The sequence below is a fragment of the Heyndrickxia ginsengihumi genome, assembly GCF_011008565.1.
Lineage (GTDB): Bacteria > Bacillota > Bacilli > Bacillales > Bacillaceae_C > Weizmannia > Weizmannia ginsengihumi.
This window is the reverse complement of sequence record NZ_JAAIWK010000006.1, coordinates 59,841-72,994: the sequence shown is the minus strand read 5'-3', so window position 1 is coordinate 72,994 and position 13,154 is coordinate 59,841. Positions and strand designations below refer to the sequence as shown.

The window sequence follows — 13,154 nt, the reverse complement described above, 5'->3', positions numbered from 1 at the left end:
ATGAAAGGATGCTCCTAGATTGGCATTGAAAGGAGCTTGAACTTGAAGAACTATAAGCAAGTTCATAGAATAATATTTTAATCGCTTACATTTTTAGGCGGGAATAGAAACACAATCAGCAACTGCTTAAGATTGTGTTTCATTTGCTATGTTTTATTTTATTACTTCCTTATTTCCGTAACGCTTGACCCTTAATTTAGCTTGTTCTGCATGAGCAGCAAAGTTTTCGAGTTCACATAGACGTGTACAATATTCACCGATTTGTGCGGTCACCTCAGGTTTTACTTTTTGGTAAGTACAAGTCTTGATAAATTTTCCTACCCAAAGACCACCCGTATAACGAGCAGCGCCTTTCGTAGGCAAAGTATGATTGGTGCCGATTACTTTATCTCCGTAGGCAACATTTGTTTCCGGTCCAAGAAACAATGCGCCAAAGTTGGTCATATTCTTCTTAAAGTATTCAGGGTTTTTTGTTAGTACTTCTACATGTTCATAGGCCAATTTATCTGCCTCAATAACAGCCTCTTCTAAACTATTAACTAAAATAATCCTCCCATTGTCTTCCCATGCTATACGAGCAACTTCACCTGTCGGCAACAATTGCAATTGACGTTCAATTTCTTTGATTGTTTCAAAAGCTAATATTCTTGACGTTGTAATGAGAGCACAGGGGGAGGTAGGTCCATGTTCTGCTTGCCCTAATAAGTCGGTCGCAACCATTTCAGCATCTGCTGTTTCGTCCGCAATGACTAATGTTTCGGTTGGCCCTGCTAATAAGTCAATGCCAACTTTGCCAAATAATTGTCTTTTTGCCTCCGCGACGAATGCATTTCCTGGGCCTACTAACATATCAACAGGACAAATAGATTTTGTGCCAAACCCCATTGCAGCCATCGCTTGCACACCTCCTAAAATATATATTTCATCTGCTCCAGCTAAGGCCATTGCTGTTACAGTTGCTGCAGGAATTTTTCCATTAATCGGCGGTGTACAAGCAATCACCCTCTTTACACCGGCTACTTTTGCAGTTAGTACACTCATATGAGCAGAGGCAACCATCGGATATCGTCCCCCTGGTATGTAGCAGCCAACGCTATTTACTGGTATATTTTTATGTCCTAATATGACCCCTGGCATTGTTTCTACTTCGATATCCTTTAATGCGGCTCTTTGTGCTTCTGCAAAACGTCTAACATTCGCTTGGGCAAATTTAATATCATTGATCGTTTGCTCTGGAATGCTTTTAATGATGGTATCAATTTGGTCTTGTGTGAGTCGAAAACTTTCTGGAGACCAATGATCGAATTTTGCTGAGAGTTCTCGTACTGCAGTATCTCCGCGTTGCTGGACATCATCTAAAATCTTTTGCACAGCTTCACGAACTTCAGCATCTGCCTTTGCAATTTCAGTGGTGCTTTTACCAGTTTTAATATATTCAGCCATCATGATTCCTCCTCAAACCCATCTTTTTGAATACGTATGCAAAATTATAGTCAGTAACATCTAAAAAGGATAATTAGGACGATGTAGTCATTGAAAACGTATTCATTAATTTATAATGAAATAAAATGGTGATAATGTCAATTAATTATTTTTAATAATTAAAATTTTAGAAATTATATATTTTTAACTTTGATAGCTAAATGATTGGTAAAAAATGTTTAAACAATGAAGTGCAATAATTTTATCAACTGAAATAATGAATTAAATTTAGTCATACAATTGGATAACGAGGAAAAGTCAAAAAATTTTACAATAAAACGCTTTCAATTTATGATTAGTCTATAGGTATAAGGCTTTATCAGGAGAGGGAGGAAGCACTTATGAAAAAAATAATGAATGATCCGTCAAATGTATTAGATGAAATGCTGAAAGGTTTTACTTATGCATACGAACATTTACTTCAACGAATTGATGGAACAGGTGTGATCTATAGACACTTTGTGGACAAGGGAAAGGTTGCTTTAGTTAGCGGTGGGGGAAGTGGACATGAACCGAGTCATGCAGGGTTTGTAGGACAAGGTATGCTATCAGCTGCTGTTTGCGGAGAAATATTTACCTCCCCAACACCAGATCAAATCTTTGAAGCGATTAAGAAGGCAGATCAAGGAGCAGGGGTTTTATTAATTGTAAAAAATTATTCTGGTGATGTCATGAATTTTGAAATGGCACAAGAGCTTGCCGAAATGGAAGGGATTCAAATCAAGACATTAATTATTGATGATGATATTGCCGTTGAGGATAGTACATATACAGCTGGAAAACGAGGGGTAGCGGGAACGATCTTTGTTCATAAAATTTTAGGTGCAGCAGCAGCAACGGGATTATCTATTGAAGAAATAAAAAAAATAGGTGATCGATTAGTTCCCCATATTAAAACGATTGGTGTTGCAATCTCTCCTGCAACTGTTCCAGAAGTAGGGAAACCAGGATTTTTATTAGGCGAGGATGAAATGGAATACGGTGTAGGAATTCATGGGGAACCAGGGTATCGCAGAGAAAAAATCAAAACCTCCAATGAAATTGCAAAAGAATTAGTAACGCAATTAAAGGCAGCATGTCAATGGGAAAAGGGGCAACATTATGCAGTTTTAGTAAATGGTCTTGGTGCAACTCCTTTGATGGAACAATACATTTTTATGAACGATGTTCAGAATTTATTGAAAGAAGAAGGTTTAATAGTAGATTTCAAAAAGGTTGGTTCCTTTATGACTTCAATTGATATGGAAGGGATTTCGTTGACTCTATTAAAGCTAGTCGATGATGAATGGAATCATTATTTGCAATTTCCTGTTGTTACACCAGCTTGGGGATAAGAAGGAGGAGCATTTATGTTAACTGTGGAGAAGACTGTTGTATGGCTTGAAGTATTTGCAAAAAAAGTTCAAGAAAATAAAGCCTATTTAAGTGAATTAGACAGTGCAATTGGCGATGGTGATCATGGATCAAATATGGGACGCGGGGTAAAAGCAATGGAAGAGAAATTAAAGGAAGGGGGATATTCAACTATTCAAGATGTGTTTAAACTTTCTTCTATGACTCTATTAAGTAAAGTCGGTGGCGCATCAGGACCTTTATATGGTTCCGCATTTATCGCAATGGCAAAACAAGCAGGGAATGATGAGCAAGATTTGCTTTCTATTTTAAAAGCAGGGCTTGAAGGAATAAAAAAACGCGGAAAAGCAGTCCGGGGAGAAAAAACAATGATAGATGTATGGGAACCAGTTATTGAGGCTTTAGAACGTGGGACATTAACGAAAAAAACTATTGAAGAAGCAGTGAAGCAAACGAAAGATATGAAAGCCACAAAAGGACGGGCTTCTTATCTTGGAGAACGTTCAATCGGGCATATAGACCCAGGTGCAGCCTCAAGTGGATATTTCTTTGATGCTTTATTAGAGGGAGAGATTGTTTAATGAGTAAAAAAAGGTTTGGAATCGTCATTGTTTCACATGTTAAAGAATTGGCAGCGGGATTGGAAGCTTTATTGGCAGAAGTGGCAAAAGAAGTGGAGATTACTTATGCAGGTGGAATCGAGGAAGGAGCTATTGGTACAAGCTTTGAAGCAATCCATACGGCAATTGTAGAAAACGATGCTGATAAAATTTTTGCTTTCTACGATTTAGGCAGTGCAAAAATAAATTTAGAAATGGCTATTGAAATGACCGACAAAACAATTTATTTAATAGATGCTGCTGTTGTTGAAGGAGCGTATACAACAGCAGCATTAATACAGGCTGATGCCTCCTTTGAAACGATAATGGATCAGCTTAAACCATTATGTATTAAATAATAAGAAGATCACTTCCATTAATGAGTCTGATTTATAGGATTCATGTGTAATGAGGCTGGGAGAAAAGTATATTAGTGAAAGAAAACCCGAATATTGCGTTCCAACCCTGCTCCGGAAATATATTTCGCTTTCCATGGGCCGGCTGGTGAGCCTCTCCTCCCGCAGGAGTCTACGTATATTTCCAGAGCTGATTTGTGCAAAGTTCGTCTTTATTTAACCACTTTTAAGTTTTGTCTTAGCCTCATGAACCAATATTAGTATCATTCATGTTTTGGTAGAGTTACTGTAAACTCCGTTCCATTTCCTGGCTCGCTAGCGACCTGAATTGTACCATGATGCATTTCAATAATTTTCTTAACAATTGAGAGTCCTAATCCGCTTCCGCCAGATGTACGGTTTCTTGATTGATCGGCTTTATAAAAACGTTCAAAAATATGCATTTGAATTTCTTTTGCCATTCCGATACCAGTATCTTTAATATTAACTGAAACCTTTTCATCATCTTGGTTGATAAGAATACTGATTGTTCCATCTTCAGGTGTAAATTTAATACTATTATGGATTAAGTTGATCCAAACTTGGTCCATTAGTTCTTCATCAGCATTTATGATTGTTTTACTTAACGAAACATCCATATCAATATTCTTGTTGGTCCATTGCGGCTCGCATGCAAGGATGACTCGCCGTAATTGCTGATCTAAGCGATAGTTTTTAGGCTCAAATGGGGGATGATCAGACTCTAGTGAAGTGAGCTTTAATAAATTTTCACTAAGCTTTGATAGCCGCATCGTTTCTGTCTCGATAATTTGCAAATAATGGGACCGTTCATCTTTTGACAATTGGTTATTTTGTAAAGCAATTGCAAAACCTCTAATCGATGTCAATGGAGATTGGATTTCATGGGATACGTTTGAAATAAATTCTTGACGCATTTGTTCCATTTCTCTAAGTTCATCGGCCATATGTTTAATGCTTTCGACAATCTCACCTAATGGATGCTCTTGAGATGGATTTTGTTCTGAGTAATAGGATAGATCGATATTAAAATTTCCTTGGGCCATATTTTCCATTGCCGTGATTAAAGGGCGGAAAAACTCAGCTTGTTTTTCTTGAAAACGTCCGATTCGTGATACCCCATACATGATAAAACCAAATAAAATGAATCCAATCAGAGAAATGGTTAATTGTTTTAACAATCCGGAAACATGTATCCCAATGTGATGAAAACACCATGTAGTGATGAGATAAGCGAAAGACCAGCATAAACATAATAGAGTGAGCACGGCTAAAGCCCAAACAATCCGCTTTACAATGTTATTTCCCCTCCTCATTTATTTACCTCTAAACGATAACCGAGACCGCGGATCGTTGTAATTTTAAATGGGCAGTTATCATTTGTAAAACGGTGACGAAGCCTTTTAATATGGACGTCGACCGTTCTTTCATCTCCTTCATAGTCATATCCCCATATATCTTCAATCAGCTGTTCCCTTGAAAAAGTCTTTCCTGGGTGTTCCGCAAGTTTAAATAAAAGTTCAAATTCTTTGAGTGGCAAAGTGATCTCATGCTCTCCGTCAAATACTTGGTATGTCGAGCGATTGAGTTCAATACTTCCAATATTTACTTTATTTGACACATTTATATGGTACCGTTTTAGTAATGCTTTAACACGGGCAATCAATTCAGCCGGTTCAAATGGTTTTACCATATAGTCATCTGTTCCGAGCTCAAAGCCTTTTACTTTTTGTCCCGTTTCTCCCTTAGCTGTCAACATTAATATTGGAAGTAAATCAGAATAATAAGTTCTGAGCTCACGGCATAATTCCCAACCATCCATGTTTGGCATCATAATATCAAGAATGATCAAATCTACTTTTTCGGATTCTAATAATGTTAACGCTGACTTGCCATCTGAAGCTTCAAGAACATTGAATCCCTCTTTTGTTAAGAAGACGCGAACTAATTCACGAATATGTGGATCATCATCTACAACTAATATTTTTGCCATTGTCTCTCATCCTTTTTACAAAATGTATGATGTCATAAAGAATTGATCAGCTGTTTTCGTAAAGAGGCTGGGACAAAACCTAAAAGTGGTTAGATAAAGACAAACATTGCACAAATCAGCTCCGTAGACTCCTAATGTATATTTCTGGAGCGCAATATTCGGTTTTTCTTTCCTTAGCATACTTTTGTTCCAGTCTCTTGTAGAAAAAGCCAATTGATATTTATAAGCTATTCTATCATTCTCTAACGGCTACTCTTTTTTTATGATAGCAAAGTATTAACAGAAATTAACTATTAGCGAAAAGCTATTTCCTGAAAAAAATAGTATTCGCATAAAGGATTCTTAATTGATTAACCTGTATAATATACTTCATTTTTAATGCTTACTTCAATACTGATTACAGAGTAAAGAATAAAACATCTTTATGAACTGAATATGAACAAATAGAATTATTCGTTTATCTATATTATGATTAAATTAAAAAATAAAGTTGCAACACGATTAGAAAGGAGAGTTATTATGTACAAATTAATCGCCATTGATATGGATGGGACGTTATTAAACGATCATCATGAAGTAACAGCTGAAGTTCGGCATGCATTACAGAAGGCAAAAGCGAATGGGGTAAAAATTGTTCTCTGTACAGGCCGACCTTTAGGGGGCGTTCGCCGCTATTTAGAAGATTTACAATTAAATGAGGAAGAAGATTATGTCATTGCTTATAATGGAGCGCTTGTCCAGAATACATATACAAATGAGGTTGTATCGGAATTATCGATTCGTTATCAGGATGTAAAGGAATTATATGCACTTAGCTTGCAATTACAGACCCCTATGCATTTTTTCGATACGGAACGTTTGTATACCCCAAATCGAGATATAAGCAAATATACGGTTTTAGAATCGTATTTAACGCAAGTACCTTTGCGTTTTTGTACACTAAATGAGCTTTCGGAAAATATCGTGATTCCGAAAGCAATGTATATTGACGAGCCAGAAAAGTTAAACAAGACAATTGAATCAATTCCCGAGGATGTAAAACAAAAATATACATTAGTCAGAAGTGCACCGTATTATTATGAAATTCTTCATCCTCAAGCAAGCAAAGGAAATGCAGTGCGGCAATTAGCTGAATTTCTTGGTATTCAGCAAGAAGAAGTAATGTCTATCGGCGATAATGAAAATGATCTGACAATGATCGAATTTGCAGGTTGTGGTGTGGCGATGGGAAATGCAGTACAGAAAGTAAAAGAAATCGCTAATTTCCAAACTCGTACAAATAATGAGCATGGTGTTGCTTATGCGATAAATGAGCTTGTGTTCGCAAAATAATATTAATGAAAAAAACGTGGACTAAATGTGTCCACGTTTTTTTCATTAATATAATCTATTATATTATTTGTCATTTAAAGTAGTAATAAACTTGTTTGCAATTGGACTGCCAATGCCAGTTACAACATCATATCCAGCATTAGCAGTATATCCATTGCTTCCAGATACGATATCATGAAAGTTTGTTTTATATCCCTTACTGCCAGTTTTTCCAGCGGTGCTATAAATAGTTTTTAATACATCTTTACTTGATAATGATTGGGTTCTTCCTTCATTAGCTAGGGCAATGAGTGCTCCCCAAGCTGGAGCGCTAAAACTCGTTCCTCCGACTTGAAACCATCCTGTTTGGCCATTTTCTGCTGTACTGCTATACACATATACACCTGTGTTTGGATCGGCATCAAAGGCAACGTCAGGAATGCCGCGCTTTGATCCGAGAATACTTGTCCAATTAGACTGGTAAGTGGGCCTTCCTTCGTATTGACTTAGTTCACCGCCTGACCCGGACCATGCGGTTTCACTGCCATACTCACCTGTACTTTTTACTGTTAATGTTGTGCCTCCTACAGAGACTACATTTGGCGAGGATGCTGGCCATGAACTTCCTTGACCATTATCGCCAGAAGAGGCTAAATATGTAATACCAGAATGATTAAAGTGATTATCGTAAGAAGTTTCTGAGGAAAATTCAGATCCTCCCCAACTGTTGGAAACGATAGTGGCCCCGTGGTTAGTAGCATAATCTTCTGCTTTTAATAAATCATTGATTGAAGCTGATTTTGCAGAAACTACCATAATATTTGCTTTTGGGGCGAGAGCATGTGCCCATTCAACATCCAGTGCTGTTTCAAGCGCCCAGCCTCCGTCAGTTTTAGGTTTGCCGCTTGGATAAACTACATTAATATTGGTATTGGGAAGATCAAATCTCTCATTAAATGTTTTTAAATCGTTTTTGATAGTAGGACTTCCGTAGGCTTCAACAAGGGCAATTGTCGCACCAGCTCCTGTCTTATTTAGTTTATCAATTCCATACGCTTGTTTTATTTGTGAAGGTGAATAAATAGAAGCAAAAGTAAAAAGTTTAATCCCACTGCTAATATGTTTAGCATGAATCGGGTCATGAGCTTTCCAATTACTTATTTGAGCTGATGAAGTATTCGTTTTGGCGCTAGCAGATGTTGTTATGCCTATTATGCCAAATAAAGCAATTAAACTAGCAGCAACACAGTATGCTATTTTCTTCATAAAATCATGCATATTTATCCCTCCTAGTAGATTAACTAATAGAAAAGGCATCTATAAAAGCCTTTAACTATTAGATTTAAATATTTCGAATGATCATATCATGAAATTGCCACTAATTTTGTCATATAATGGCATATTATTGGAATAATAGAAAAATGATGAATGATTACTAGTATTTATATAGTCCTAAGTGAGGAGCGAAACTAAAAAAGTAGGATAATAGAATGATGTTGGCAATATGAAATAGCAATGCTTTCAGTAGGGAGTTAGACTAATCTTTTAAATCAATCGTTCATTATTAAAGGAATTAAAAAAACTGTTGATTCTAACAGCTTTCAACAGTTGTTAAAAATATATAATGTTATAGAAAACCGATCATTTTTCTCCTTTGTATAAACCGAGCGCCCCAATGACAGCAGCTTGAAAATTAACGTAGGCCTCATATTCTAAACGTTCCAACATATCGTATGCTTTGCGCAAGGATGTATCGGCAATTAATACTCCATGCTCTCTTAATAATGTTGCTACAGGTATATCGCTTTTTCTCGAACGCATATATGTTTTAACAACTTCGGCAAGTTCCATTGATGTAGCCGGAGCGTATGGAAGTGTTTTAACTTCTCCAAGTTTTCGCGTGCTTTCTGTCAAATGAGACACTTCAAGCCCTAAGGAAGCAAATACCATTAATTCTTTTGGGTGGGCATGAATAATAGCTTGTGCATTTGGCAACGTATCGTATGTGCCTATATGCATGTTAAATTCCCGGGTAATATTTCCTTTTCCTTCAATGATTTCGCCGTCACGAGTTAAAACGAGAATATCATCAGGCGATAAGTCGCAAAATTTTTGCTGAGCCATTAAAGTAGGGGTCATAATAAAATGTTCATGATTGATTTTAACGCTAATATTGCCACCAGCGGCATTTGTCACAAAACGATTAAACATCATTTTTGTAACTTCACATACATCTTGGCGCTCTTGTTGATAGAGCATAACGATTCCTCCTTTTAAAGTTGGTTCACTTTAACCTTTTCCATTAAAGCTTGCACTTGCTCTAACTCAAAATCAGAACTAGAGTGCTGAGTAGCTTTTGATGCACTTATAGCAGTGGCGAACCGGCACATTTTTTCTACTGAAAATTTCTGAGCGATGCTGTAGACGAGTCCTCCAATAAAGACATCTCCACAGCCAGTATCGTTTACCTGTTTGACAGTAGGAGGAATAATGTGATAAATCTCTTGATGGTGTAAAAGCAGTGATCCTTCTTTTCCTAATGAAATAAAGAAATATTCAATGTCATCACACATAAAATGAAAAGCTGCATGAATATAATCTTCTAAAGTATTTAGAGGTTTTCCAATTAATTCTTTAAATTCATATTGATTTGGCTTTAAAAGATATGGTTTAACCGCGAGCGCTTCTTGCAAATAGCGATCGGAAGCATCAACAACTAATCGGCAATGTTTACTTTTTATCATTTCAAGTACTTCGCGATAATCTTTTGGGTCCATTTGTGTTGAAGGATTTCCAGCAAACACAACAATATCATTCTTCTGAATGGTCGTTTGCAACTTTTCTTTAAACTGTTGGAGCATGTTTGGAGACACGTTCGGGCCTTTTTCTGTGATCATATAACTTCCTTTGTTCGTTTCATCTACAATCACAATGCTTTCTCTTACTTCCTCATTAGGCAAGGTGAGAAAATCATGACATACTTCTTTCTTTTCTAAAAGGTCAATCAGTACATCTTGACGTCCTTCGCCCATAAATCCAGTAGCGATATTGGCAATATTTAATGAAGATAATACAACGGAAACATGTGTTGCTTTCCCTCCGATGTCAAATGAAGTTGCAGTAGAGCGATGATTTTGTCCTCTTGTTAATTCGCCGGGAATATGAACAATACGGTCAATTGCAGGGTTTAATGTAACGGTGTAGATCATTCAATTCACCTCCTACTTTAAAAACTTTTCTTATCTATTTCATAAAAGGTAGTTGGAAAGCTAATGGCTGGAGTGAATGAAAGATAGATATTCTGCTATATAGTTATTATAGAAGATAAAAACTAATCTTTGATTGCGCATTCATTTAAATTTTTATTATCCATTTTTTCTCCATTGTGATCGTTATTTCATCACAATGGAGAAAAAGCTTTTTATAAAAGTTTTGATGAAAGCGCATTCAATAAATTTATGAAATAAATATAATGTAGAAAGGGAGGTGATAAGATGGAGCAGCGCATCTACTACTTTTTAAAGGAAGTATTTGCGAATCCAGGAATTACAATGAAAATGCTTGAATCAGAATTAAATAGCACCCGGAGTCAGTTGGAATATACATTAAAAAAAACAAATCAATGGTTAACTGATAAAGATTTACCAAGTATTAAAAGAAAGAATAAAGGATTATTCTGTCATATAGATATTGTAAATAAAATACCGGAATTACTAGAGGAAGAGAGTGTTTTTGACCATTTTCTCTCTGAGAAAGAGAGAGGCTATCTCATTTTACTTACAATTCTTGTTCGTCAAGAGGAATTATCTTTGTACCATTTATCATCAGCACTTCAAGTAAGTAAAAATACGATATTAGCAGATATGAAAAAGATTCATCAAGAACTAGGTTTATTTCATGTAAATATTAAATTTAATCGGGTCAAAGGCTATTACTTAACTGGAAATGAATTAGAAAAAAGAAAAGTATTATTATTTGTTCTAAATAAACTGCTGCATCATCCAAACGGGGAAAGCTGGATTAATCAAATTATCACAATAGATGCCTCTCTTTTACAGTCTTTTATTGAACATGTTCATCAAATTGAAGCTGCTCTTGAAGTTCAATTCTCCGATGCCAAAATTTTAGAATTGCCGTATATTGCTTATTTTTCCTATATTAGAAGTTTACAAGCAAAATCATTGGAAGTACATGATGTTGAGGAGAGATTCTTAATTAAAGAAACAAAGGAATATCAAGTAACAAACGCTGAATTCGAAGGCGTAATGAATGAAACAGATATATTATTTTTCACAGTCCAAATGCTTTCAGCAAACGTTATTGATTGTTATAAAGATGACAGAATAGATGATGATATTTATCAAGCCGTTGAAAACATGATGAATACTTTCGAATTGCTTTCTTGTATCCAGTTTCAAAATCGTCTGGATTTGTTGCAAAAACTTTATCAGCATATACGACCGGCAATGTTTCGCATTCAATATGGGGTAATTGAGGTAAATCCATTATTGGCAGAAGTAAAAAAGGAACATGGAGATGTCCACGAATTCGTTAAGAAAAGTATCACTCCTATCGAGCTGCTATTACAGCGAAAAATGCCTGAAGAAGAATTAGCATATATCACAATGTTCATGATTGGTTGGATGAGCAAAAATGGTGAATATCCGCAAAAAAGATTAAAAGCGGTTGTTGTTTGTACGAATGGGATATCTGTCTCACGCCTCCTATTGATCAATTTAAAACAGCTTTTTCCCGATATTGAATTTGTGAATCACTTATCTGTACGCGGATTTTATCAAAGTAAAGAAAAGTTTGATCTCGTTTTTTCTACAATCCCTTTAGAAACTGAAAAAAGGATATTCGTGATTCAACCATTTTTAACGGAAAAAGATAAGCTCATGCTGCAGCAGAATGTGAATCGTTCATTGCGCGGCTACCATGTTGATCAAATTAACTATTCGCAGTTATTAGATATTATTTCACGCCATGCAGAAAATATTAATCAACGGGAATTGAAAAAAGATTTAGAGATGTATTTCTCCAAAACAGATGTAACAACTGCTCAAAAAAGAGTCGAATTAGATCTAGACGAAGTATTAGTTCAAAGAAATATTCATATTGCTAAATCTGTATCCACCTGTTCTGAGGCAATTTGGTTAGCTGCTAAGCCATTATTAGAACAAGATTTTATTGAGAAAAGGTATATAGAAACGATTATTCATCAATTTAATCCTAAGGAACCCTACATTGTTATTGCTCCATATGTAGCCATTCCACATGCTAGTCCTGAAGATGGTGTGAACAGGTTATCAATGAGTCTCCTTTCATTAAAAGAACCTGTGCTGTTTACAGAACGTCATCCTGTACAATTGCTTGTGATGATTGCCGCCAGCGATTATCAATCACATTTAAATGCCCTTATGCAGTTAAATGAACTGTTATTTGATCCGCATTGTGTACAGCAAATTCTTAACATGAATAGTCCAGCTATGATTGCCGAATTTATTAAAACAACCGTACAGAAAATAAAAGAGAAAGAGGGAATGAGGTTGTGAGTGGAGATAAGGAATATTTCGATCTTCTTTTCCAAAAAGAACTTATCTTTTTAAATGAACATTTTGAAGATCAAGCTGACTTGTTTCAGAAAATTAGTGCGCGACTATATTCACAATCATATGTTGATTCAGGATTTCTACTATCATTGCAAACAAGAGAAAAAGAGTATCCAACAGGTCTTCATGCGCCTGCCTTTGATGTGGCCATTCCTCATACTGATCCTGTCCATATTAAACGCCCGTTTATTGTGGCGGTTCGCCCTGATCCTCCCCTTGATTTTCAGGCGATGGGAATGGAGCAAGATCATGTAGACGCAGCATTAATTTTTATATTAGGACTGCAACGAGAAGGAAATCAAGTGCTGCTACTTCAAAAGCTCATGGACCTATTTCTGGATGAACAGAAAATGAAACAACTATTACGTATAGCTGATCAGGAAGAGTGGTTAAAAGAAATTCAATATTTTATAAAAGGGAGAGATTGAAT

12 protein-coding genes are annotated in these 13,154 nt (G+C 36.0%); 6 read left to right on the top strand and 6 right to left on the bottom strand.

Going from position 1 to position 13,154, the window contains the following annotated elements; all coding sequences use genetic code 11:
• Nucleotides 1–153 precede the first annotated feature (153 nt).
• Nucleotides 154–1,443: a histidinol dehydrogenase gene (gene hisD, locus G4D61_RS05950; protein ID WP_025730044.1), complete on the bottom strand. Its 1,290-nt coding sequence runs from the start codon at nt 1,441–1,443 to the stop codon at nt 154–156.
• A 380-nt stretch (nt 1,444–1,823) separates the two neighbouring features.
• Between hisD and dhaK the strand changes: the two genes are divergently transcribed.
• Genes dhaK through dhaM form a run of 3 tightly spaced genes read left to right on the top strand, consistent with a single transcriptional unit; the run spans nt 1,824 to nt 3,793 of the window.
• Nucleotides 1,824–2,816 (top strand): dihydroxyacetone kinase subunit DhaK, encoded by a 993-nt coding sequence (gene dhaK, locus G4D61_RS05945; protein WP_025730042.1) that lies wholly within the window; start codon nt 1,824–1,826, stop codon nt 2,814–2,816.
• 15 nt (nt 2,817–2,831) lie between these two features.
• Entirely contained in the window at nt 2,832–3,416 is a 585-nt protein-coding gene (gene dhaL / locus G4D61_RS05940) for a dihydroxyacetone kinase subunit DhaL (protein WP_025730040.1), read from the top strand.
• Nucleotides 3,416–3,793, top strand: coding sequence for a dihydroxyacetone kinase phosphoryl donor subunit DhaM (gene dhaM, locus G4D61_RS05935; RefSeq protein WP_025730038.1), 378 nt, complete (start codon nt 3,416–3,418; stop codon nt 3,791–3,793). Before dhaL ends, dhaM begins: the two co-directional genes overlap by 1 nt.
• A 260-nt stretch (nt 3,794–4,053) precedes the next feature.
• On the opposite strand, the gene G4D61_RS05930 is transcribed toward dhaM, so the two are convergent.
• Both G4D61_RS05930 and G4D61_RS05925 read right to left on the bottom strand, forming a co-directional pair.
• Nucleotides 4,054–5,124, bottom strand: coding sequence for a sensor histidine kinase (locus G4D61_RS05930; RefSeq protein WP_163173479.1), 1,071 nt, complete (start codon nt 5,122–5,124; stop codon nt 4,054–4,056).
• Complete coding sequence (locus G4D61_RS05925; protein WP_025730034.1) at nt 5,121–5,801, bottom strand: response regulator transcription factor; 681 nt, start codon at nt 5,799–5,801, stop codon at nt 5,121–5,123. The genes G4D61_RS05930 and G4D61_RS05925 overlap by 4 nt, the downstream gene beginning before the upstream one ends.
• 519 nt (nt 5,802–6,320) lie before the next feature.
• Between G4D61_RS05925 and yidA the strand changes: the two genes are divergently transcribed.
• On the top strand, nt 6,321–7,133 hold the full coding sequence (yidA, locus tag G4D61_RS05920; protein ID WP_163173477.1) for a sugar-phosphatase: 813 nt from the start codon (nt 6,321–6,323) through the stop codon (nt 7,131–7,133).
• A 63-nt stretch (nt 7,134–7,196) separates the two neighbouring features.
• On the opposite strand, the gene G4D61_RS05915 is transcribed toward yidA, so the two are convergent.
• From G4D61_RS05915 to G4D61_RS05905, 3 genes are all read right to left on the bottom strand, one after another.
• Entirely contained in the window at nt 7,197–8,390 is a 1,194-nt protein-coding gene (locus G4D61_RS05915) for a S53 family peptidase (RefSeq protein WP_035348876.1), read from the bottom strand.
• Nucleotides 8,391–8,753: 363 nt separating this feature from the next.
• On the bottom strand, nt 8,754–9,371 hold the full coding sequence (locus tag G4D61_RS05910) for a class II aldolase/adducin family protein (protein ID WP_163173475.1): 618 nt from the start codon (nt 9,369–9,371) through the stop codon (nt 8,754–8,756).
• Between the two features lie 14 nt (nt 9,372–9,385).
• The gene (locus G4D61_RS05905; protein ID WP_025730029.1) at nt 9,386–10,321 is read right to left on the bottom strand and encodes a 1-phosphofructokinase family hexose kinase; all 936 of its coding nucleotides are present in this window, start codon (nt 10,319–10,321) and stop codon (nt 9,386–9,388) included.
• A 285-nt stretch (nt 10,322–10,606) separates the two neighbouring features.
• On the opposite strand from G4D61_RS05905, the gene G4D61_RS05900 reads away from it, so the two are divergent.
• On the top strand, nt 10,607–12,667 hold the full coding sequence (locus G4D61_RS05900) for a BglG family transcription antiterminator (RefSeq protein WP_163173473.1): 2,061 nt from the start codon (nt 10,607–10,609) through the stop codon (nt 12,665–12,667).
• Nucleotides 12,664–13,152 (top strand): PTS sugar transporter subunit IIA, encoded by a 489-nt coding sequence (locus tag G4D61_RS05895; protein WP_163173471.1) that lies wholly within the window; start codon nt 12,664–12,666, stop codon nt 13,150–13,152. Before G4D61_RS05900 ends, G4D61_RS05895 begins: the two co-directional genes overlap by 4 nt.
• The last annotated feature ends 2 nt before the right edge of the window (nt 13,153–13,154 follow it).

Excerpts from the sequence above, each read along its gene's own strand:
- hisD (WP_025730044.1), bottom strand. The coding sequence starts at position 1,443 with ATGGCTGAATATATTAAAACTGGTAAAAGCACCACTGAAATTGCAAAG.
- dhaK (WP_025730042.1), top strand. The coding sequence starts at position 1,824 with ATGAAAAAAATAATGAATGATCCGTCAAATGTATTAGATGAAATGCTG.
- dhaL (WP_025730040.1), top strand. The coding sequence starts at position 2,832 with ATGTTAACTGTGGAGAAGACTGTTGTATGGCTTGAAGTATTTGCAAAA.
- dhaM (WP_025730038.1), top strand. The coding sequence starts at position 3,416 with ATGAGTAAAAAAAGGTTTGGAATCGTCATTGTTTCACATGTTAAAGAA.
- G4D61_RS05930 (WP_163173479.1), bottom strand. The coding sequence starts at position 5,124 with ATGAGGAGGGGAAATAACATTGTAAAGCGGATTGTTTGGGCTTTAGCC.
- G4D61_RS05925 (WP_025730034.1), bottom strand. The coding sequence starts at position 5,801 with ATGGCAAAAATATTAGTTGTAGATGATGATCCACATATTCGTGAATTA.
- yidA (WP_163173477.1), top strand. The coding sequence starts at position 6,321 with ATGTACAAATTAATCGCCATTGATATGGATGGGACGTTATTAAACGAT.
- G4D61_RS05915 (WP_035348876.1), bottom strand. The coding sequence starts at position 8,390 with ATGCATGATTTTATGAAGAAAATAGCATACTGTGTTGCTGCTAGTTTA.
- G4D61_RS05910 (WP_163173475.1), bottom strand. The coding sequence starts at position 9,371 with ATGCTCTATCAACAAGAGCGCCAAGATGTATGTGAAGTTACAAAAATG.
- G4D61_RS05905 (WP_025730029.1), bottom strand. The coding sequence starts at position 10,321 with ATGATCTACACCGTTACATTAAACCCTGCAATTGACCGTATTGTTCAT.
- G4D61_RS05900 (WP_163173473.1), top strand. The coding sequence starts at position 10,607 with ATGGAGCAGCGCATCTACTACTTTTTAAAGGAAGTATTTGCGAATCCA.